Source organism: Mycoplana azooxidifex, from assembly GCF_014196765.1.
Taxonomy (GTDB): Bacteria; Pseudomonadota; Alphaproteobacteria; order Rhizobiales; family Rhizobiaceae; genus Mycoplana; species Mycoplana azooxidifex.
In genome coordinates this window covers 117,492-138,592 of record NZ_JACIEE010000005.1, presented here as the reverse complement: position 1 = coordinate 138,592, position 21,101 = coordinate 117,492, and the positions used below count along the sequence as shown (strand labels likewise).

At 64.9% G+C, this 21,101-nt stretch carries 13 protein-coding genes; 7 read left to right on the top strand and 6 right to left on the bottom strand.

Annotated features, from left to right (window positions below):
• Positions 1-163 precede the first annotated feature (163 nt).
• Together GGQ64_RS12535 and GGQ64_RS12530 are read right to left on the bottom strand one after the other, a co-directional pair.
• Entirely contained in the window at positions 164-2,143 is a 1,980-nt protein-coding gene (locus GGQ64_RS12535; protein WP_183804663.1) for a CHASE2 domain-containing protein, read from the bottom strand.
• Positions 2,143-5,865: a FecR domain-containing protein gene (locus GGQ64_RS12530; RefSeq protein WP_246422616.1), complete on the bottom strand. Its 3,723-nt coding sequence runs from the start codon at positions 5,863-5,865 to the stop codon at positions 2,143-2,145. Before GGQ64_RS12530 ends, GGQ64_RS12535 begins: the two co-directional genes overlap by 1 nt.
• Before the next feature lie 95 nt (positions 5,866-5,960).
• Here GGQ64_RS12530 and GGQ64_RS12525 point away from each other — a divergent pair, with 95 nt between their 5' ends.
• Positions 5,961-6,509, top strand: coding sequence for a Pycsar system effector family protein (locus GGQ64_RS12525; RefSeq protein WP_183804661.1), 549 nt, complete (start codon positions 5,961-5,963; stop codon positions 6,507-6,509).
• Between the two features lie 67 nt (positions 6,510-6,576).
• Here GGQ64_RS12525 and cpdR1 read toward each other — a convergent pair whose 3' ends face one another.
• Complete coding sequence (gene cpdR1 / locus GGQ64_RS12520; protein ID WP_097137193.1) at positions 6,577-6,939, bottom strand: response regulator CpdR1; 363 nt, start codon at positions 6,937-6,939, stop codon at positions 6,577-6,579.
• 188 nt (positions 6,940-7,127) lie between these two features.
• Between cpdR1 and GGQ64_RS12515 the strand changes: the two genes are divergently transcribed.
• Both GGQ64_RS12515 and hisN read left to right on the top strand, forming a co-directional pair.
• Positions 7,128-8,009, top strand: coding sequence for an N-formylglutamate amidohydrolase (locus tag GGQ64_RS12515; protein ID WP_183804659.1), 882 nt, complete (start codon positions 7,128-7,130; stop codon positions 8,007-8,009).
• Between the two features lie 316 nt (positions 8,010-8,325).
• Entirely contained in the window at positions 8,326-9,099 is a 774-nt protein-coding gene (gene hisN, locus GGQ64_RS12510) for a histidinol-phosphatase (RefSeq protein WP_183804657.1), read from the top strand.
• A gap of 52 nt (positions 9,100-9,151) precedes the next feature.
• On the opposite strand, the gene GGQ64_RS12505 is transcribed toward hisN, so the two are convergent.
• Positions 9,152-10,114, bottom strand: coding sequence for an alpha/beta fold hydrolase (locus GGQ64_RS12505; protein WP_183804655.1), 963 nt, complete (start codon positions 10,112-10,114; stop codon positions 9,152-9,154).
• Between the two features lie 434 nt (positions 10,115-10,548).
• Between GGQ64_RS12505 and GGQ64_RS12500 the strand changes: the two genes are divergently transcribed.
• Positions 10,549-11,010 carry an Hsp20 family protein gene (locus GGQ64_RS12500; RefSeq protein WP_183804653.1) on the top strand — a complete coding sequence of 154 codons (462 nt, stop codon included), beginning with the start codon at positions 10,549-10,551 and terminating at the stop codon, positions 11,008-11,010.
• A 76-nt stretch (positions 11,011-11,086) separates the two neighbouring features.
• On the opposite strand, the gene GGQ64_RS12495 is transcribed toward GGQ64_RS12500, so the two are convergent.
• Positions 11,087-12,079: a bile acid:sodium symporter family protein gene (locus GGQ64_RS12495; RefSeq protein WP_183804651.1), complete on the bottom strand. Its 993-nt coding sequence runs from the start codon at positions 12,077-12,079 to the stop codon at positions 11,087-11,089.
• 108 nt (positions 12,080-12,187) lie between these two features.
• Here GGQ64_RS12495 and GGQ64_RS12490 point away from each other — a divergent pair, with 108 nt between their 5' ends.
• Entirely contained in the window at positions 12,188-13,045 is an 858-nt protein-coding gene (locus tag GGQ64_RS12490) for a LysR family transcriptional regulator (RefSeq protein WP_183804650.1), read from the top strand.
• 22 nt (positions 13,046-13,067) lie between these two features.
• On the opposite strand, the gene GGQ64_RS12485 is transcribed toward GGQ64_RS12490, so the two are convergent.
• Positions 13,068-14,120 (bottom strand): threonine aldolase family protein, encoded by a 1,053-nt coding sequence (locus tag GGQ64_RS12485; protein ID WP_183804649.1) that lies wholly within the window; start codon positions 14,118-14,120, stop codon positions 13,068-13,070.
• Between the two features lie 559 nt (positions 14,121-14,679).
• On the opposite strand from GGQ64_RS12485, the gene gltB reads away from it, so the two are divergent.
• Entirely contained in the window at positions 14,680-19,401 is a 4,722-nt protein-coding gene (gltB, locus tag GGQ64_RS12480; RefSeq protein WP_183804648.1) for a glutamate synthase large subunit, read from the top strand.
• Between the two features lie 183 nt (positions 19,402-19,584).
• Positions 19,585-21,042, top strand: coding sequence for a glutamate synthase small subunit (locus GGQ64_RS12475; protein ID WP_183804647.1), 1,458 nt, complete (start codon positions 19,585-19,587; stop codon positions 21,040-21,042).
• The last annotated feature ends 59 nt before the right edge of the window (positions 21,043-21,101 follow it).

The window sequence follows — 21,101 nt, the reverse complement described above, 5'->3', positions numbered from 1 at the left end:
TGTCCTCCAAGATAAATCAGGCCCGGCACCGGCCACTCTCGAAGCTTCGGAAAGCGATGTCAACCGAAGGTGTTATGGCGGGGGAGAAGTGGTACTTCCAACCACTAGGACGGCTCAGGCGGCGGGTTTCATCGCCGCGCGAAGCGGAATCGGCGGCCTGTGCTCAGGCGGTGCCGGCAGCGCGCTCGGCGCGCACGATCGCATAGTAGGGCGAAAGTGCCGGAAGGGCGGCCAACAGCTGGTCGAAGAGCGGGTCGGTCGCCACGAGCATTCCCGCCTCGCGGGCGGCCATGAGGCGCCTGTGCTGCGTCAGGGCCTCCTCCGGCACGCCGGCAAGGGCGGTGAAGACGGGCGAGGCGGTCGTGCGCCCCTTGACCGTGATGCGGTCGAGTTCGAGCACGCTGAACCGGTCGGCGAGCATGGCGGTGCCTTCGCCGATCAAAAGCGGCACGCCGTAGTTCTTCGACGCGCCTTCCAGGCGCGAGGCGAGGTTGACCGCGTCGCCCAGCACCGAATAGTCGAAGCGCTGGGAGGACCCCATGTTGCCGACGACGCATTCGCCGGTGTTGATGCCGATGCCGATCTTCAGTTGGTGGTAGACGCTGCCGCGCTCGGCGGCCTCGCGCTTCAGTTCGACGTTCAGCGTCTCCATGCGGGCCAGCATGTCGATCGCGGCGGCCACGGCGTGGTTGGCATGGTCTTCGTCGTCCAGTGGTGCGTTCCAGAAGGCCATCAGGCAGTCGCCGATGTACTTGTCGATCGTGCCGCCGTGGCCGAGCACGATGTCGGAGAGCGGCGTCAGCAGGCGGTTGATCAGCGTTGTCAGCTGCTCGGGGTCGTCCTTCATCGTCTCGGCGATGGTGGTGAAGCCACGCACGTCGCAGAAGAGGATCGAGAGCGTGCGCCGTTCGCCGCCGAGGCGCAGCTGCGACGGATCGCGGGCGAGCCGCTCCACCAGTGCCGGCGACAGATATTGCGAGAAGGCGCGGGTGATCTGCTTGCGGTTGCGGCGTTCGTCCGCATAGTCGAACGCCGCCTGTCCGACTGCGATACCGGCAAAGGCGAGCGCTGGGCCGAGCGGCGAGGCGAACAACTGGGCATGGCGGATCAGCAGGAAGCTGATGGCGGCGAAGCCGAGTGCCGCGCCAAGCGCGATCACGGCCGTCTGCCAGCGCGTCGATCGCCATACGGTGCCGGCGGCAAGGATTGCGGCAAGAGCGATGCCGATAAGGACGACCGGCGCCCCGGCCCGGCGGATGGCGCTGGCGTGGACGATGTTGTCGAAGATCGTCGCCTGGATCTCCACGCCCGCCACCAGCCGCCCGGTGTGTACCGTATAGGGGGTGGCGAAGGCATCGGCGCCGCCGTGGTTGATCTCCGGCGCGTTCTGCAGGCTCAGGCCGACGATGACGACGCGGTCGCGGAAGAAGCCCTCCGGCAGGAAGGCCTGCGGATCGAGCGCCTGGTAATAGGAGACGGTCGGATAGCTGCGGGCGGGGCCGTAGGACTGGATCATCCATTCGCCCGCCGGCAGCCCGGACGGATGGCTGGCGACGCGGGCGATCTGGCGGGCGAAGCCGTCCTCGTAGCGGGGCAGGTCGCGGAAGATGCCGTCGCCGCTGAGCGAGATGGATGCAAGCCCGGTGACCGCGCCCGCCTCGGAGAAAGCCGGCAGCGGCGTGGTGCGCACCAGTTGTTCGGCCTGCGGGGTGACGATCACGCTCTCGTCGCCGGCGAGCACGACGTCAGGGCCGAGGCTTGCTGCGAGTGCTGCGTCCCCCTCCGGCGTGGAGGGCTCGGCGAAGATGATGTCGAGCCCAATCGCCCTGGCGCCGGCCGCCCGCAGCGCCTCTATCAGCCTTGCATGGATATCGCGCGGCCAGGGCCATTGCATGTTGATCTCGGCCAGCGACGGCTCGTCGATCGCCACCACGATCGGGCTGTCGGCGGGCGGGGTGGGATCGTGGAGCGTCGACAGGAAGTCGAAACTGCGCAGTTCCTGCAGCGTCCAGAACGGGAAGCGGGTGAGCGTGGCGACGACGAGGATGGTGGCGAGCGTCAGGAGCACGAGCCGCAGCCTGCGGCTTGGCCGGGTCCCCGCGTTCAGGACGGCACCGGGGCGGAACGGCCAGGTCCGTTTCATCAGAACCGCACTTTGAGGATGCCCTTGAAGCTCCGTCCCCAGCCCGGAATGCCGGTCGCGACCTCGAAGTCTTCGTCCAGCAGGTTGAAGGCGGCGAGGCTCATCTCGACGCGCTTTTCGAACGGTTCCCAGGTAACGCTGGCGTCGAGGGTCCAGAAGGCGCCGAGGTCTTGCGGGAAGAGGTAGAGGTCGTCCGCCGGATCAGCCGTGCCCTCGTCGGAAACGAGAAAGGTTTCGTTGCCGGGACGCGTGCCGATGTAATTTGCGGCCAGTGTCGCTCTCACATTGGCCTCGTTCACCCAGGTCAGGGCGACCTGCCCCGCCCATTCGGGGATGAAAGGCAGCGAAGCGCCCTCGTCGAAGCTGTCCGGATCGCGGTTTTCCGAATCGATGTAGGCTAGCGTCCCGGAGAGGCCGAAGCCGTTGCCGATATGGATGTTGGAGGTCAGGCTGAGACGATCGATGCGGCCTTCCGCCACGCCCGCCATATCGGGAAAGAGCGGTGTCGGCCATAGTAGCGGATAGCCGAGAGCAAGGCCCGTCAGCTCTTGGTGCTGGTAGTCGAGCGCCGTGAAGATCCGATCTGTCCATTCTGCGTCCCATCTCAGGGCGAGCGTATCCGCATAGCCATCGGTCGCCAACTCCACCTGATTGGGCTGGATGCCAACAATGCTGACAGGAGCAAGCGTGTTGACGTCATAGTCATAGCTCTGGCGGATGAACGCCGCACGCAGCCATTGTTTGTCGGAAGGTGCGTAGGCAATGCCCGCCCGTGGTTCCAGCCGTCGAGTTTCGATGAGATCGCCATCGGCATAGGTGCCGAATAGGCCGTACTCGGCCTTGAGCTGGCGATTGATGTCGTGCATTACGTCGACATACAGGCGTCCGTAGTCGACCCGCGTCTCAATGGACTCGGAAGGTAGGCCGGTGATGTCCTGGTCGAATGTCAGGTTGACGATACCGCCTTCGATGCCGTAGCGCCAGATCAGGTCGCCGGACGCGATCGTATGATTGATGGCCCCGATATAGCTTGTCTGCGACGATTTCTGGTCCAGACTGATAGTACCGGCGGCCGATATTTCGGCCAGACTCCGGCGATCGATATCACTGTAGAAAATGGCAGCGTTGATCACGTTCTCAAAGCTGATCGTATGGCTCCAGCCGACGCCGACCGCTGTGCCTTTCGAATCGTTGTCCCGATCCAGGGTCAACGGCGATGGCGCTTCATAGAAATCGTAGGGGAGATCTAGTGTCGTTTTCGCATGCTGTGCGTAGGCGATGATCCGGTCGTTCGGCGTCGGGGTCGCCATGAAATAACCGGTCCCGCCGACGACCTCGATGTCGCCGTCGATACGGGACGGTACGTCCGGCAGGTCTCCCGCCAGGGACATATTCGACCATTCGAGCTGGCCCATGGTGCTGACAGGGAAAGGCCAATTGGCGAAGCTGTTCCAGCCGCCCTGATAGACAGGCCGAGAGTTGCCGTTATAGGTCGAGATGCCATAGCCGAGTTCGACTTCGGCGAAAGGGTGGTGAATGTAGTAGGGCCGGGCTACGGGACCCGTGAGCATAAAAGGACTGTACATCAAACCCTGCAGCAGCGACGAGAACGTCGACGGATTCGTCGTCGGCTCAATGCGATCGCTGCCATACAGATAATCGTTGAAGAACGGATTGACGCTGCCATGCAGCCACTGGTCGGCGTAGGATGTGCCGGTGAACGGGTCGAAGGTGATGTCGCCGTAGTACTGGCCCCAGGCGTTCAGGCCCTGCAGGCGGAAGGCGTTGTTCAGGACCGAACCGGCGTCGTGGTTGAAGCTGACGGACTGGTAATCGCTGCCCCGCGCGCGCAGACGGCGCATGTACTCCCTGGCTGCGGCGATGGCTGTGTCGGAATCGTATTCATCCATTGCGAAGCTTGCGCGGAAGCCGGGGACGAACGGATCGTTCGGATCGAGCCTGTCGGCGTTGTCCAGCGCCTGCTGCGCTGCGACGCGGTTGCGCTGCTCTTGTTGCGCGACCGCCAGCAGAAGCTGTCCCTTGGCAAAGGCCGGATTGGCGACGGTGCCTGCCAGCAGGTCCTCGGTCGCCTTCTCCAGTTCGCCGGTTGCCAGATGGTAGCGGCCGCGCGTGATGAGCGCGAGGTCGAAGCCGGGGTCCGCGGCGAGCGCGCGTTCGATCTCCCGCTTGGCTTCGCGGACCCGATCCTGCTGAAGGTAGAGGCCTGCGAGGTTCGACCGGGCCAGTGCATCCTCGGGGTCGAGTTCGATCGCGCGCTTCAGTGCTTTTTCGGCCGATTGCCAGTCGCCGCGCGCGTCCTGGGCGTTGCCCAGATCGTTCCACAGCGTGCTCCAGCCGGGGGCGACCTTCACCGCCTTTTCGAGCGTGGCGATCGCGGCGTCGATATCGCCTTCGATGCCGCCCTGATAGCGCGCGAGCGACCATAGCCCGTAGGGTTGGTTCGGATCCAGCGCCAGCGCGCGGCCCATCGCTTCCTTCACCTGTTCGCGGTCGTTGATGATGAAGGCGAAGGCGGAGCGGTAGGCCGGCAGCCGGGCATCGTCCGGATAGGTCTTCTCGGCCTCCTTCAGCACCTCCATACTTGCCCGGATGCTTTCGAGGAAGCCTGCGGCATAGGCCTGCCCGAAGGCGCCGTTCGGGCCGGTGACACGGCGCGGCTGCTTTTCGAGGTGGTCGGGGTAGGCCAGCGCGCGGGCGAAGTAGCCGCCGAAGTCGGCGACGCTGGCGCGCTTCGGATCGAGGCCCGGCACGGCACGGGCGAAGAGCCGGGCGGAATCGGAGAAGCGGCGTTCGGCGCCGGCGACCATGGCGTCCATCAGGTCGAGGCGGGCGCGCCCCGCGGTGGAAAGCGACATGGCGCGCGCCCTGTCCAGCGAGGCGACCGATTTCTGCCGGCCATCCAGCGTGAACTGCGCCTCGGCGAGCGTCAGCCAGTCTTCGGCGCTGCGGGCCTGTTCCGGGATTTGCTCTATGCGGTCGATCGCCCCGCGCATCTCCTGCGCCGTCAGCGGCGAGGCCTGCATGTAGACGAAGGCGTCGCGCAGCGGCAGGTAGAACAGCATCTGCTCGCGGTCGTCGGAATTGACGACGATGACCTTCTGCGGCGCCTGGCCGATGCGGGCGACGGCCGCCTCTCCCTGGCGGACCTGGACTGTGCCCTGGGCGTTGGTGAGCTCGACCGTGCCTTCGAGCACGGCGAGAGAGGTCTTGTCGCCGTCGACTGTCAGCGACCAGTCGGTGCCGCGGATGGCGGCGGCGGCGGCGGGGGTCTCGACCTTCAGGCCCCGTCCGCCGCGCTGGGCGCGCGCCCAGATGGTGCCGCTGTTGAGATCCAGCACGGTGTCGCCGGTTGCTCCCATCTGCCGGACGAGCAGCGAAGAGTTGCGGCCGAGGCGGATCTGGGTGTTGTCGGCAAACAGGATCGCCAACTGGCCGACCGCGTTGGTGCGCAGTTCGTCGCCGATCAGAAGATCCTGGTTGAGGTCGACATGGTTCCAGCTGGAGACGTCGAAGAAGCGGACTTCCTCGCCCGTCTTGCGGGCGATGACGGAACCGGCCGCCGGGGCGGCACGCGTAATCGGCTCGCCGAGGGCAGCCGAATGCCCGCATGCGAGAAGAAGCGGCAGCGCCGCAATCATCCTCCAGCCCGTCCCTAGTCCCATGCGCGAAGAACTGCCGGTGGCGAGGCAAATGTCAAGCATGCAGGGGGCTTTCGCTTGCTTTTATCCCTTGCTGTATTAACAGGGAAACACATGGAAACACATGGAAACGGGGCTGGGGACGGGGCGACAAGTTCATGGCGGGCATCGGATATATCTTGAAGGATGGCAGTAACCCTGTAGAGACGGATGAGGGGCCGATTTCCATCGAGCATTTCAACCACATCAAGAAGGTGAACGACGTCTTCTACGACCAGCTAAGGTCGGCAGACCAGAAAGCGGCCTACATCTTTACCTTCATGCTGGCCTTTCTCATGTGGTCTGCCGAAGGCCAGGGCGTCTTTCAGCTGTCGCGATACACCGGCAGCGCGCATCTTTGGGCGCTGGCCTCCGCTGTCCTTGCCGCGTCGGTCGTCTTTACCATCGTCTGCGCCATCCTCGTCGTGCTGCCGCGGCAGGCCGAACACGGCACCTCGCTGTTCTGGGGTGCGTGGAAGGACCAGCGCGCTCGCCTGCTCGCCGCCAGTGCCGCAGGCGACATGGACTATCTCTTCGGGCAGTACGTGGAGAACGCCGATGCGATGGCGAAGCTTGCGCTGGACAAGTACCGCATGGTGCGCTTCGCCTTTCGCGGGCTGCTCCTGACCGTGGTCGCCTATGTGGCGCTGCTGCTTCTGCGCCAATAGAAATGCCGCGCACCCATCCGGGCCGCGGCACTCGACAAGACAGATTTCCCTGCAGGGAAGCCGGCGCTCAGGCGGCCAGCATCTTGTTGACCTCGTCGACGAGGTCGCGCAGGTGAAAGGGCTTGGAGAGGACCTTGGCGTCCTTCGGGGCCTTGGAATCCGGGTTCAGCGCAACGGCGGCGAAGCCGGTGATGAACATGACCTTGAGATCCGGGTCCAGCTCGGTGGCGCGGCGGGCGAGCTCGATGCCGTCCATCTCCGGCATGACGATATCGGTCAGGAGCAGCGAGAACGGCTCCTCGCGAAGCCGGTCATAGGCACTCGCGCCGTTATCGTAGGAAGTGACCTTGTAGCCGGCACGCTCGAGAGCCTTCACGAGAAAGCGGCGCATGTCGTTGTCGTCTTCGGCGAGGAGGATCTTTGAACTCATGTACGTGGGAGCCGTTACTGCTGGTTGTTCTGCCGGTGCGGCGGTTCTGATACGAAATAACGATTCCGGTAAAAATCCGATGAACGGACGAATCGCGGCCTCGTTGCGTCGCTGCGACTATGGACACGGGTGTCCGCGGCTGGCAACATACAGGACATCGCGATCTTGTCATATGGTAAAGGACCGAAATGGCTCCGGAATTCAGCGACAAAGGCCTCTTCGAGGTCCTGGAGCCGGCCTCGCAGACCCTTCCACTGGTGTTCAATTCCCCCCATAGCGGGCGTGCCTATCCACAGGGATTTGTCCGTGATTCGCGCCTGGACGCGCTTTCGATCCGCCGGTCGGAGGATCACTATGTCGATGAACTGTTCGGCGCGGCACCCGAACTCGGTGCGCCGATGCTGCTCGCGCACTTCCCGCGCGCCTTCCTCGACGTCAACCGCGAGCCGTACGAGCTCGATCCGCGCATGTTCGAAGGCACGCTTCCGCCCTATGCCAATGTCTCTTCGATGCGGGTCGCCGGGGGGCTCGGCACGGTGCCGCGGGTGGTTGCGGAGAACATGGAGATCTACCAACGCCGCATGCCGGTCGGCGAGGCGCTGGAGCGCATCGAGACGATCTACAAGCCCTACCATGCCTGCCTGCGCAGCCTGATCGTGCGCACGCACCTGAAATTCGGCTTTGCCGTGCTGGTGGACTGCCACTCCATGCCCGGCAACATCCGCATCGCCGGCGGCGGAAAGCCGGACTTCATCATCGGCGATCGCTACGGCACCAGTGCCGCCGGCGATCTGTCCCGCGCCGTCGTTCGCCTGTTCGAGGACATGGGCTTCGTGGTTGCGCGCAACAAGCCCTATGCCGGCGGGTTCATCACCGAGCACTACGGGCGGCCCGCCAAGGGGCTGCACGCCATCCAGATCGAGGTGAACCGGGCGCTCTACGTGGACGAGACGACGCTCCGGAAGAAGCCGGAATTCGAAACGGTTAGGGCGGGGATCGCCTGGGCGCTCGCCGAACTTTCCAGCTATGTCGAGAAATATGCCTCCGAAAGCGCCCTTGCCGCGGAGTGAGGGCCGGGCGCTCGCTTGAACGCCCCTTGTCTTGAGCGCCTCGTGTCTCGAGCGCTTATGTCCGGGCCGGTCAAAAAAAACCGCGCTTTGGGCGCGGTTAAGTCTAGGGAGGAAACACCCAAGGAGGGTATTACAGTCACGAATGACTGTGACAAAACCTTAATATTGCGCTGCACAAATGTCAAGTCCTCCAGGGCAACTGCCATTCGATTGATCTTCTGCCCGCCCCCCGGAGCCTTCCGGGTTGATGCCCGAGGTTTCGTTTCGTCCCGTCTTGCTCTAAGGACGATCGACCCGAGCCAAATGTGAGATTGCCATGCTTCCCGACCGCGCCTTCTTCGACCTTCTTGCCGATGCCGCCAAGGCGGAGACGCTGCCGCGCTTTCGCGTCGGCGCCCATGTGGTGAACAAGGAGGAGAAGGGCTTCGATCCGGTGACCGAGGGCGACCGCGCCGCCGAGGCTGCGATCCGTGCCGTGATCACCGAGCGCTTTCCCGAGCACGGCATCCTCGGCGAGGAGCACGGTTCGGTGGGGCTCGATCGGGAATATGTGTGGGTGATCGATCCGATCGACGGCACGCGCGCGTTCATTTCGGGCGTGCCGGTCTGGGGAACGCTGATCGGTCTCTACAGGAACGGCCGGGCGGTGATGGGGCTCGTCGACCAGCCGTTCACGGGCGAACGCTATTTTTCCGACGGCAAGCAGTCGTTCTACAGCGGCCCGGAAGGCGAGCGCGTGCTGAGTACGCGCGCCTGTGCGGGCCTTTCGGACGCGATCATGTTCACGACGTCGCCGCATATCTTCGTCGACGGCGACCGCCGGCGCTACGAAGCGGTGCAGGACAAGGTGCGCCTGTTCCGCTACGGCGTCGACTGCTATGCCTATGCACTTCTGGCCGCCGGCCATGTCGACCTCGTCATCGAGACGTCGCTGAAAGCCTATGACGTCGGCGGCCTCATCCCGGTCATCGAGCAGGCGGGCGGGATCATCACCGATTGGGATGGCGGGCGCGCGGAGATGGGCGGCCGGGTGATCGCGGCCGGCAGCCGCGCCGTCTACGACGAGGCGATGGCAATCCTTCGCAGCTGACCGGAGCCCGGTCGAAATTTCCATCGCGTCGAAAAACGCCGCGCGCGTCGGCTCACGCGCCGAGTGCGGTTTGCTCCGCCTGGCTTCCGGGGATGAAGGCCTCGATCGCCGCCATCGCCTGCGCGCGGTAGCGGTCGGCTTCGCTGAAGAGTTCGTGGCGGGCGCCGTCGATCTCGATCAGGCGGCCGGCGCGAAACTTCCTGGCGAAGGCGTTCAGCGTAGAACGTGGCACGATCGGGTCCAGCGTCGGGCAGAGAACGAGCGTGGGGATGCGGATGCGCGTCAGGTGTTCCTGGCGCGAGACGCGGGCGATGGCAGAAAGCGATTCCTTGAGCCAGCGGGCGGTCGGCTGGCCGAGGGTCAGATCCGGGAAAGCGTTGCAGATCGCCATGTTGCGCTCGAAGCGGCGCCGGTCGCTGGACAAAGCATTGCCCTCGAACGGCTGCGCCGGCGGATGCTTGCGGAAGGTGCGGCCGCCAAGCTGGAAGAGGCTTGCCGTGTTGGCGATCATGGTGATCTTGCGCTGGCTCATCACCTGGCCGGCGAGCGCCAGGAAGGGAGCAGCCAGCACCATGCGATCGATCCGGCTCTCCAGTTCGGGCGCCTGCGACAGGGCGACGAGCGCACCCATGGAGTGGGCGACGATGAAGAACGGCAGTCTTGTATCGGGAAGGACGACTTGCTCGAGGAACTGGCCGAGGTCCGCCTCGTAGTCGGAAAAGCGGACCACGTGGCCACGCAGCGGATCGCCGAGCATGCGGCCGGAACCGCCCTGTCCGCGCCAGTCGAAGGTCGCGACCCAGAGCCCGCGCGCGGTTAGTTCGTTGATCGTCTCGAAGTACTTCTCGATTTGCTCGCTGCGCCCTTGGAGCAGTACGACCGTTCCCTTCGCCTCGCGCGCCGCCGAGCGGAAGACGGCGTAGCGGATCTTCACGCCGCCCCTGCCTTCGAAGAAGCCGGTGAAATGATTGTCGGGAACGGGATTGTCTGGCGTTGCGAAAAGGAGTTCGTCCATGTCCGGCCGGGCTCAGGATGCGATTTCGCACGAGGGTAGGGGCTCGTCCGGTTCGCGTCAAAGAAAAAAGCCGGCCACGCGACGCGGGAACGTCAGCGTGTGCCGGCCGAGCTGACCGGGGTGGAAGGGACGTTTCACCCCGGTCGCGGAAGATCGTGCTTCCGATGGTCAAGGTGTATCCGGCGACAGGTGAACGGAGCCGGAAGGCCGCGTTCATCGGCCGTTCAGGGGGGCGCCGGGCGGACCCGCATCCCCGTCGCAGTGGTCTTGAACTGCCCGGCCGGTATCACCATCTCAACCGTGCGGGCGCCGGAAGGGCCTGCTGCATGGGCACTCACCGCCAAATCGGGGTGGGGGCCCTTAGAACCGGCCGGCACCCCTGAAATCAGGTGTCGGCTTCCGATCGCAATCACGTTGCTCAAATGGAGGACACCATGCGTCATTTCGATTTCTCCCCCCTCTACCGTTCCACCGTCGGCTTCGACCGCCTGTTCACGATGCTCGACAGCCTCGGCCAGCCGGACCAGGGCCAGAGCTATCCGCCCTACAACATCGAGCGCACCGGCGAGACGTCCTATCGCATCACCATGGCGGTTGCCGGTTTCGATGAAAGCGAGCTTTCGATCGAGGCCCGCGAGCATGTGCTCACCGTCAAGGGCGAGAAGGCCGAGGAAAGCGCCGACCAGCCGCAGTTCCTCTATCGGGGCATTGCCAAGCGCGCCTTCGAGCGCCGCTTCCAGCTTGCCGACCATGTCGAGATCCGCGGCGCGCAGCTGAAGAACGGCCTGCTCCACGTCGATCTCGTCCGCGAGATCCCGGAAGCCGCCAAGCCGCGCAAGATCGAGATCGCCTCGGTCAGCCGCGAGGCCAAGCAGATCGAGGCCCAGACTGCCTAACGATCGCTTACCCATTCGCCAAAATGCGGACGGCGCCCGAAAGGGCGCCGTTTTTCGTTGGGGGATCCAGTTATCCTCAAGCAGCGGCTGCGGCCGCCAGCGCTTCCCGCTCCTTCGTCCGCTGTGCATATTTTTGCGCAATCACCGCGCAGGCCATCAGCTGGATCTGGTGGAACAGCATGATCGGCAGCAGGATCGCGCCGACCGGCTGGCCGGCGAAGATCGCGTTGGCCATCGGGACACCGCTCGCAAGCGACTTCTTCGAACCGCAGAAGACGATGGTGATCTCGTCCTGCCGTGAAAATCCGAGCAGGCGGCTGCCGTAGAAGGTGATCAGCAGCACGGCGGCGAGGAGCACGATGTCGATTGCGACCAGCGTGGCGATGTCGCCGGCCGAAAAGGTGCGCCAGATGCCCTGGATCACGGCCTCTGAGAAGGCGAGGTAGACGACCATGAGGATCGAGCCGCGGTCGACGGGGCTAAGGATCTTCTTCTTGCTGCGGATCCAGTTGCCGATCCAGGGCTCCAGCAACTGGCCGAGCACGAACGGCGCCAGCAACTGCAGCAGGATCTTCTGCAGCGCATCCCAAGAAAAGCCGCCATGGCCTCCGATCGAAAACAGCAGGCCGACGAGAAGCGGCGTCAGGAACATGCCGAGGATGTTGGAAGCCGATGCCGCGCAGATCGCCGCCGGCACGTTTCCGCCGGCCATCGAGGTGAAAGCGATCGAGGACTGGACGGTCGAAGGCAGGACGCAGAGAAACAGGATGCCGAGATAGAGCGGCTTGGGCAGGATCGATTCGGGCAGGAAGCCGATTGCGAGGCCGAGCAGCGGGAAGATCGCGAAGGTCGTCAGCATGATGACCAGGTGCAGGCGCCAGTGCAGCATGCCGGCGACCACGACGTCGCGGGACAGGCGGGCGCCGTGCAGGAAGAACAGCAGCGCGATGGCGAGATTGGTGGCGATCGAGAAATAGTCGGCCGCAACGCCGCTCACCGGCAGGAGCGAGGCAAGGATGACGGTGCAGACCAGCATGATCGTGAAGCGGTCGGGCAGGAAGCGGCTCATGCTCTGGTATTCCCTTTGGCTGTCGGGGTTCCTTGGGTTTCGGCTTTACCCCTCGCTCATCATGAAGCAGGATGCAAACACTAACAGTTATCACGAATTGAGATAACCATGCTGAACCTGACCCATCTCAACAGCTTCGTCATGCTGGAGCAGACCGGCAGCTTCACCGCGGCCGCCGAGCGGCTCGGCATCGGCCAGTCGACCATGACGCAGCATATCCAGCGGCTGGAGAAGGCGCTCGGCCGGCAGTTGGTCTTCCGCGACACCCATCATGTCCGGCTGACCGGCGAGGGGGAGGCGCTGCTCGGTCATGCGCGCAGCATGCTGGACCTCGACGGCAAGGTGACGTCCTTGTTTTCCGAGAGCCGCCTGCGCGGGCGGCTGCGGCTCGGCGTCTCGGAGGACGTGGTGGCGAACCGGCTGACGGCGATCCTGGAGGATTTCATCCGGCTGCATCCGTTCGTCGACCTCGAACTGACCGTGGCGCTGAGCGCGGTGCTCTACCAGATGCAGGAGGCCGGCGACCTCGATCTGGTGCTCGCCAAGCGGCACGCCGGCGAGACACAGGGGCAGCTTCTCTATCGCGAGCCGCTGGTCTGGCTGGCGCGCGATCCGGATCTGGTGATGTCGCGGGGCGACGCCCTGCCGCTGATCGCCTTCCCGGCGCCGAGCATCACCCGCCGGGCAGCGCAGGAGGCGCTCGACCGGGCGAAGATCGCCTGGCGCATCGTCTGCACCTGCGGCAGCCTCAGCGGGCTTACGGCGGCGGCGCGCGCCGGCATGGGCGTGCTGGTGCAGCCGCGCAGCATGGTGCCGTCCGGGCTGAAAGAGATCCCCGCCGACCGCCTGCCGCAGCTCGAGGACGTCGAGTTCATGCTGATTCCCCGGCGCGGAGCCGATGCGGCGCTGACGGAGGCGCTTTCCAGCCTGATCGTCGCCCGCATCCTGCCGCACGGCGCCGACTGATGCGCGCGCAGCGCTTGCAGATTCAGCGCGTGCAGATCGACAGGAAGCGGTCGACGTCGTCCCCGGTCGTGGCAAAGCTGGTGACGAGGCGGATCATCGTCTCGTCCGCGGCCATGGTTTCGCGGATGCCGGCCGGGGCGGGCCAGTCGTAGAAGACGGCTCCCTCGTCACGCAGGGCCTGCAGGGTGGCATTCTTCAGGATGGCGAAGACCTCGTTGGATCCGGTCGGCCAGGCGAGGCGAGCGGATTTCGCCGCGGCGAAGCCGTCTGCCAGTCGCGACGCCATGGCGTTCGACGACCGGGCGAGCTCGAGCCACAAGCCGTCGCGGAAATAGGCGTCGAACTGGGCGGCGATGAAGCGGGACTTGGAGAAGAGCTGGGCGGAGCGCTTGCGCAGGTAGTGCATCTCGCGGGCGCGGCCGGGATCGAAGAGCACCAGCGCCTCGGCGCACCAGCAGCCGTTCTTGGTTCCGCCGAAGGAGAGGATGTCGACGCCGCGCTTCCAGGTCATTTCCGCCGGCGTGGTGTCGAGCGTCACCAGCGCATTGGCGAAACGCGCGCCGTCCATGTGAAGAGGCAACTTCGCGTCGTGGGCGATCCTGCCGATCGCGGCGATCTCGTCCAGTCCATAGACCGTTCCGGCCTCGGTCGCCTGCGTCAGGGTGACGGCCATCGGCTGGCCGCCATGGACGAAATCGGGCGGGAAGCGGGCGATCGCGGCTGCCAGCGCCTCGGGCGCCATACGTGCCTCTTGCCCTGCGACGGAAACGAGCTTGGCGCCGGTTGCGAAGAACTCCGGCGCGTTGCACTCGTCGACGTTCACATGGGCCTCGGCGTGGCAGAAGACCTGGCCCCCGGGGCGGTTGTAGCTCGCGAGCGCGAGCGAATTGGCCGCCGTTCCCGTGCCGACGAAGAAGACGGCGACGTCGCGCTCGAAGATCTCGCTGAAGGTGTGCTCCACCTTCTTGTCGAGATCGCTTGCGCCATACGCCTTGGCGAAACCGCCGGCGGCTTCGCCAAGGCTGCGGGCAATCTCGGGATGGGCGCCTGCCCAGTTGTCGGAGGCGAAATACATGCGGTTCTTCCGGCTCGGCCGGCTCCAGTGTCATCGATCGATGCGACCATAGCCGAGCGTGGACGGCGATCAACGGGATCCGGCGGCGAAACGGTGGCAAAACGGTGGCGGGGCGCGATTTTGGAATTAACCGAAACCTTCGGTCGCAATGTCGTAATTAAATTTCAAAAGTGACGCGCCCATTCGCAATCTTTCGTCATTGGATGTTAATATTTTGGCCAGATGCCCTTGCGGTGCCGGGCCGTTTCTGGCATAGAACCTACGAAATAGGACAGTCTTGCTGTCCTATTTCGGTCAAGGGACCGAAACGCTGTCCGATCTCTCGCCCTTTGCGGGCGTTCGGGCGCGATGCAAGTGCCGCGGATCGCAAGCCGATCGCGAATGCTATGCAGATTGCGACGGTTTCTGACGTTTATGCCTGATCGGGCCGGCTTCAGTTTGCCGCCCGGTACGGTTCATGCAACGATGATGCCCGCGGGGCCGGACTGCAAGGATTGCAGACGGTCGGCACGCGGGCGAAAGCCTGCCCGCGCCCGAGCGGGCCACAGGAGGGAAGACGATGGCGGATTTCGCGTCGAAGAGTTTTGGTTTGAACCGCGCGCAGACGAATGCGACGGACGCCAAAACGACGGCGCGACGCGTCGGTCTTCCGAAAAGGCAGGGGCTGTACGATCCGCGCAACGAGCATGACGCCTGCGGCGTCGGCTTCGTCGCGCATCTGAAGGGCCAGAAGTCGCACCAGATCGTCAAGGACGGGCTGTTCATGCTCGAGAACCTGACGCATCGCGGCGCCGTCGGCGCCGACCCGTTGATGGGCGACGGTGCCGGCATCCTCGTCCAGATCCCGGATCGCTTCTTCCGCGAGGAGATGGCAAAGCAGGGCGTCACCCTGCCGAAGGCCGGCGAATATGCCGTCGGCCACATCTTCATGCCGCAGGACGAGACCCTGATCGCGCATTTCAAGAAGGTCATCGGGGACGTCGTTGCCGAAGAGGGGCAGGTGCTGCTCGGCTTCCGCGACGTGCCGGTCGATAATTCGTCGCTCTCCAAGGCGTCCGAGATCGCCGCAACCGAGCCGCGGCATGTGCAGATCTTCGTCGGTGCCGGGCGCGATGCCGCCTCGACCGCCGAGTTCGAGCGTCGCCTGTTCACGCTGCGCAAGGTGATCTCGAACCGTATCTATGACGAGTACGAGGGCGAGGAAAGCGGGTTCTATCCCGTGTCGCTGTCGTCCTCGACGATCGTCTACAAGGGCATGTTCCTGGCTTATCAGGTCGGCGCCTACTACAAGGACCTGGCCGATCCGCGCTTCGAAAGCGCCGTCGCGCTGGTGCACCAGCGCTTCTCCACCAACACCTTCCCGTCTTGGAAGCTGGCGCATCCCTACCGCATGGTCGCCCATAACGGCGAGATCAACACGCTGCGCGGCAACGTCAACTGGATGGCGGCGCGGCAGGCATCCGTGTCCTCGCCGCTGTTCGGCGACGACATCACCAAGCTCTGGCCGATCTCCTACGAAGGTCAGTCCGATACCGCCTGTTTCGATAACGCGCTCGAATTCCTGATCCGCGGCGGCTATTCGATGGCGCATGCGGTGATGATGCTGATCCCGGAAGCCTGGGCCGGCAACCAGCTGATGTCGCCCGAGCGGAAAGCCTTCTACGAATATCACGCTGCGCTGATGGAACCGTGGGACGGCCCGGCGGCGGTCGCGTTCACCGACGGCAAGCAGATCGGTGCCACGCTCGACCGCAACGGCCTGCGTCCGGCCCGCTACATCGTCACCGACGACGATCGCGTGATCCTCGCCTCCGAAGCCGGCACGTTGCCGGTCAAGGAGGAGAACATCGTCAAGAAGTGGCGCCTGCAGCCGGGCAAGATGCTGCTGATCGACATGGAGAAGGGCCGCATCATCTCCGACGAGGAGGTGAAGTCCGACCTCGCCTCCCAGCACCCCTACCAGCAGTGGCTCGACAACACGCAGCTGATCCTGGAGGAACTGCGTCCGGTGGAGCCGCGGGCGCTGCGCCGCGATGTCTCGCTGCTCGATCGCCAGCAGGCCTTCGGCTACACGCTGGAGGACACCAAGCTCCTGATGTCGCCGATGGCGACGACGGGCCAGGAGGCGATCGGCTCGATGGGCACGGACACGCCGATCTCGGCGATGTCGAGCAAGGGCAAGCTGCTCTATACCTATTTCAAGCAGAACTTCGCCCAGGTCACCAACCCGCCGATCGATCCGATTCGCGAGGAACTGGTGATGAGCCTCGTCTCCTTCATTGGTCCGCGGCCGAACATCCTCGATCACGAGGGCGCGGCGCATGCCAAGCGCATGGAAGTGCGCCAGCCGATCCTGACCAACGGTGATCTCGAGAAGATCCGCTCGATCGGGCACACGGAAGACCGCTTCGACACCAAGACGCTCGACTTCACCTACGACGTCTCGCGCGGTGCGGAAGCGATGCCGGAAATGCTCGATCGCCTGTGCGAGCGGGCCGAAGCGGCGGTCAAGGGCGGCTACAACATCATCGTGCTCTCCGACCGCCAGATCGGCCCGGACCGGGTGGCGATCCCCGCACTTCTGGCGACGGCCGCCGTGCACCACCACCTGATCCGCAAGGGGCTTCGCACCTCGGTCGGCCTCGTGGTGGAGACGGGCGAACCACGCGAAGTGCATCACTTCTGCCTGCTCGCCGGCTACGGCGCGGAGGCGATCAACCCGTACCTTGCCTTCGACACGCTCACCGACATGCACAAGCGCGGCGAGTTCCCGAAGGAAGTGGATGAGGGCGAAGTCGTCTACCGCTACATCAAGGCGGTGGGCAAGGGCATTCTGAAGGTCATGTCCAAGATGGGCATCTCGACCTACCAGTCCTATTGCGGTGCGCAGATTTTCGACGCGATCGGCCTGTCGTCGGCGCTGGTCGACAAGTACTTCTTCGGCACCGCGACGACCATCGAGGGCGTCGGGCTGGAGGAGATCGCCCGCGAGACCGTCTCCCGCCACAAGGCCGCCTTCGGCCGCGACCCGATCCTGGCCAACACGCTCGACATCGGCGGCGAATATGCCTTCCGCATGCGCGGCGAGGAACATGCCTGGACGCCGGATGCGGTTGCCTCGCTGCAGCATGCCGTGCGCGGCAATGCGCAGGATCGCTACACGGAGTTCGCCGAGATGGTGAACGCCTCGTCGCTGCGCATGAACACGATCCGCGGCCTGTTCTCGATCAAGGGTGCGAGCGCCTGGGGCCGCGAGCCCATCTCGATCGACGAGGTCGAACCGGCAAACGAGATCGTCAAGCGCTTCTCCACCGGTGCGATGTCGTTCGGCTCGATCAGCCGCGAGGCGCATACCACGCTCGCGATCGCCATGAACCGGATCGGCGGCAAGTCGAACACCGGCGAGGGCGGCGAGGAAGCGGACCGCTATCTGCCGCTGCCGGACGGGTCCTCCAACCCGGAGCGCTCGGCGATCAAGCAGATCGCGTCGGGACGTTTCGGCGTCACCACCGAATACCTGGTCAATGCGGACATGCTGCAGATCAAGGTCGCGCAGGGTGCCAAGCCCGGCGAGGGCGGCCAGTTGCCCGGCCACAAGGTCGATGCGACGATCGCCAAGACTCGTCATTCGACGCCGGGCGTCGGCCTGATCTCGCCGCCGCCGCACCATGACATCTATTCCATCGAAGATCTGGCGCAGCTGATCTACGACCTGAAGAACGTCAATCCTTCGGCCGACATCTCGGTCAAGCTCGTCTCGGAAGTCGGCGTCGGCACGGTTGCCGCCGGCGTCGCCAAGGCGCGCGCCGACCATATCACCGTCTCCGGCTTCGACGGAGGCACCGGCGCCTCGCCGCTGACCTCGCTGAAGCATGCGGGCTCGCCTTGGGAAATCGGCCTGGCCGAAACCCACCAGACGCTGGTGCTGAACGGCCTGCGTTCGCGCATTGCCCTGCAGGTCGACGGCGGGCTCAAGACCGGCCGCGACGTCGTCGTCGGCGCGCTGCTCGGGGCCGACGAATTCGGCTTCGCCACCGCGCCGCTGATCGCGGCTGGTTGCATCATGATGCGCAAGTGCCACCTGAACACCTGTCCGGTCGGCGTCGCCACGCAGGATCCGGTCCTGCGCAAGCGCTTCAAGGGTGCGCCGGAGCATGTGGTCAACTACTTCTTCTTCGTCGCCGAGGAGGTTCGCGAAATCCTGGCATCGCTCGGCGTGCGCAGGCTCGACGAGATCATCGGCGCGTCGGAGCTTCTGGAGAAGGAGGCGCTGATCTCGCACTGGAAGGCGCAGGGCCTCGATTTCAGCCGCATCTTCCACAAGGTCGATGCGCCGAAGGAAGCAACCTACTGGACCGAGCGGCAGAACCACCCGATCCAGGACATCCTCGATCGCACGCTGATCGAAAAGGCCAGGCCGGCGCTCGAGAACAAGACGCCGACCGCCTTCGAGGTCGACATCAAGAACGTCGACCGCTCGGCAGGCGCGATGCTGTCTGGCGAAGTCGCCAAGCGCTACGGCCACAAGGGCCTGAAGGACGACACGATCACCGTTCGCCTGAACGGCACGGCCGGCCAGTCCTTCGCAGCCTTCCTGGCGCGCGGCGTCACCTTCGACCTCGTGGGCGCCGGCAACGACTATGTCGCCAAGGGGCTGTCCGGCGGCAAGATCATCGTCCGTCCGCCGGAGACATCGAAGACGGTTGCGGAAGAGTCCATCATCGTCGGCAACACCGTGCTCTACGGCGCGATCGCGGGCGAGTGCTACTTCAACGGCGTCGCCGGCGAACGCTTCGCCGTGCGCAACTCCGGTGCGGTGGCCGTCGTCGAGGGCGTGGGCGACCACGGCTGCGAGTACATGACCGGCGGCGTCGTCGTCGTCATCGGCCAGACGGGCCGCAACTTCGCGGCCGGCATGTCGGGCGGCGTCGCCTACGTGCTGGACGAGGAGGGCGATTTCGCCCGCAGCTGCAACATGGCGATGGTCGAGCTGCAGCCGGTGCCGGAAGAAGACGACATGCTGGAGAAGCTGCACCATCACGGCGGCGACCTGATGCACAAGGGCAGGGTCGACGTTTCCGGCGACATGACGCGCCACGACGAGGAACGGCTCTACCAGCTCATTTCCAACCACCTGCACTACACGGGCTCGAAACGCGCCAAGGACATCCTGGACAACTGGGCGGACTACCGTCCGAAGTTCCGCAAGGTCATGCCGGTCGAATACCGGCGCGCGCTCGAGGAGATGGAGCGCATGAATATGGCCGAAGCAGCGGAGTGAGTGGCCGGCCGGCCATCATTCACCGGGTGATTTCTGTCGGCATCGCGGTCGCTGTTCCGGCGGCCGCCTTTTGGATGAACGGCGAAATCGGTTTTGAGTTTATCGTACTGGGTGCGGCAACGGGATTTGCCTACTGGTACTGGGGACCATCGGTTCCCCCGCTATGAAGTGAGGACTACACTCGTGGGTAAGGTTACAGGTTTCTTGGAGATCGATCGTCAGGTTGCGAAGTACCAGCCGGCGTCCGATCGCATCCGCCACTTCCGCGAATTCGCCATCCCCATGTCGGACCAGGAGGTCCAGAAGCAGGCCGCGCGCTGCATGGACTGCGGCATTCCCTATTGCCACGGCCCGACGGGTTGTCCGGTCCATAACCAGATCCCGGACTGGAACGACCTCGTCTACAGCGGCAACTGGGAACTGGCGATCCGCAACCTGCACTCGACCAACAACTTCCCCGAATTCACCGGTCGCGTCTGCCCCGCGCCTTGCGAGGAAGCCTGCACGCTGAACCTCGAGGATGCGCCGGTCGCGATCAAGACGGTCGAACAGGCGATCGCCGACAAGGCCTACGAGATGGGCTACATCGTGCCGCAGCCGGCGACGGTGAAGACGGGCAAGAAGACGGCCGTCATCGGTTCCGGCCCGGCCGGCATGGCGGCGGCGCAGCAGCTTGCCCGCGCCGGCCACGAAGTCCACGTCTTCGAGCGCGAATCCAAGGCCGGCGGCCTGCTGCGCTACGGCATTCCCGACTTCAAGATGGAGAAGAACTTCATCGACCGCCGTGTGGACCAGATGCGCGGCGAGGGCGTCACCTTCCATTGCGGCGTCAATGTCGGCGTCGACAAGAAGATGGACGAGCTTCTCTCCGAATTCGACGCCGTGCTCTATTGCGGCGGCTCGGAAACCCCGCGCGACGCCGGCATTCCTGGTGTCGGTTTCGCCGGCGTCCACGATGCCATGCCGTACCTCGTGCAGCAGAACCGCCGCGTCGGCCGCGAGAATGTCGACAGCGTCGGCTGGCCGTCCGATCCGATCCTGGCCGGCGGCAAGCATGTCGTCGTCGTCGGCGGCGGCGACACGGCGTCCGACTGCGTCGGCACCGCCTTCCGCCAGGGCGCGGTCAAGGTCACCCAGCTCGATATCCGCCCGCAGCCGCCGGAGAAGGAAGACAAGCTCGCCGTCTGGCCGTTCTGGGCGACAAAGATGCGCACGTCCTCCTCGCAGGCCGAAGGCGCCGTTCGCGAGTTCCAGGTCGGCACGCTCGAATTCGTCGGCGACGAGGACGGCGTCCTGACAGGCGTAAAGTGCTGCCAGGTGGACGATCGCCGCAAGCCGATCGCCGGTACGGAATTCATCATCAAGGCCGATCTCGTCTTCATCGCCATCGGTTTCCGCGGCCCCTTCACCGACAGCGTGCTGGACGACCTCGGCGAGCGGCTGACGATCAACACCGACAAGCGCGGCTCCTCCAACGTCGTCGCCAACGACCGCGACTACAAGACCTCGGTCGACAAGCTCTGGACCGCGGGCGACGTCCGCCGCGGCCAGTCGCTGGTCGTCTGGGCGATCCGCGAAGGCCGCCAGGCCGCGCGCGCGATCGACGAGGCGCTGATGGGCTCGACGACGCTTCCGCGCTGAAGAGGCCCGTCGATCTCGCGAGACACGAAAGCCCCGCATGTCCGGCCGACATGCGGGGC

Coding starts and splice junctions, on each gene's coding strand:
- GGQ64_RS12535 (WP_183804663.1), bottom strand. CDS start 2,143: ATGAAACGGACCTGGCCGTTCCGCCCCGGTGCCGTCCTGAACGCGGGG.
- GGQ64_RS12530 (WP_246422616.1), bottom strand. CDS start 5,865: ATGCTTGACATTTGCCTCGCCACCGGCAGTTCTTCGCGCATGGGACTA.
- GGQ64_RS12525 (WP_183804661.1), top strand. CDS start 5,961: ATGGCGGGCATCGGATATATCTTGAAGGATGGCAGTAACCCTGTAGAG.
- cpdR1 (WP_097137193.1), bottom strand. CDS start 6,939: ATGAGTTCAAAGATCCTCCTCGCCGAAGACGACAACGACATGCGCCGC.
- GGQ64_RS12515 (WP_183804659.1), top strand. CDS start 7,128: ATGGCTCCGGAATTCAGCGACAAAGGCCTCTTCGAGGTCCTGGAGCCG.
- hisN (WP_183804657.1), top strand. CDS start 8,326: ATGCTTCCCGACCGCGCCTTCTTCGACCTTCTTGCCGATGCCGCCAAG.
- GGQ64_RS12505 (WP_183804655.1), bottom strand. CDS start 10,114: ATGGACGAACTCCTTTTCGCAACGCCAGACAATCCCGTTCCCGACAAT.
- GGQ64_RS12500 (WP_183804653.1), top strand. CDS start 10,549: ATGCGTCATTTCGATTTCTCCCCCCTCTACCGTTCCACCGTCGGCTTC.
- GGQ64_RS12495 (WP_183804651.1), bottom strand. CDS start 12,079: ATGAGCCGCTTCCTGCCCGACCGCTTCACGATCATGCTGGTCTGCACC.
- GGQ64_RS12490 (WP_183804650.1), top strand. CDS start 12,188: ATGCTGAACCTGACCCATCTCAACAGCTTCGTCATGCTGGAGCAGACC.
- GGQ64_RS12485 (WP_183804649.1), bottom strand. CDS start 14,120: ATGTATTTCGCCTCCGACAACTGGGCAGGCGCCCATCCCGAGATTGCC.
- gltB (WP_183804648.1), top strand. CDS start 14,680: ATGGCGGATTTCGCGTCGAAGAGTTTTGGTTTGAACCGCGCGCAGACG.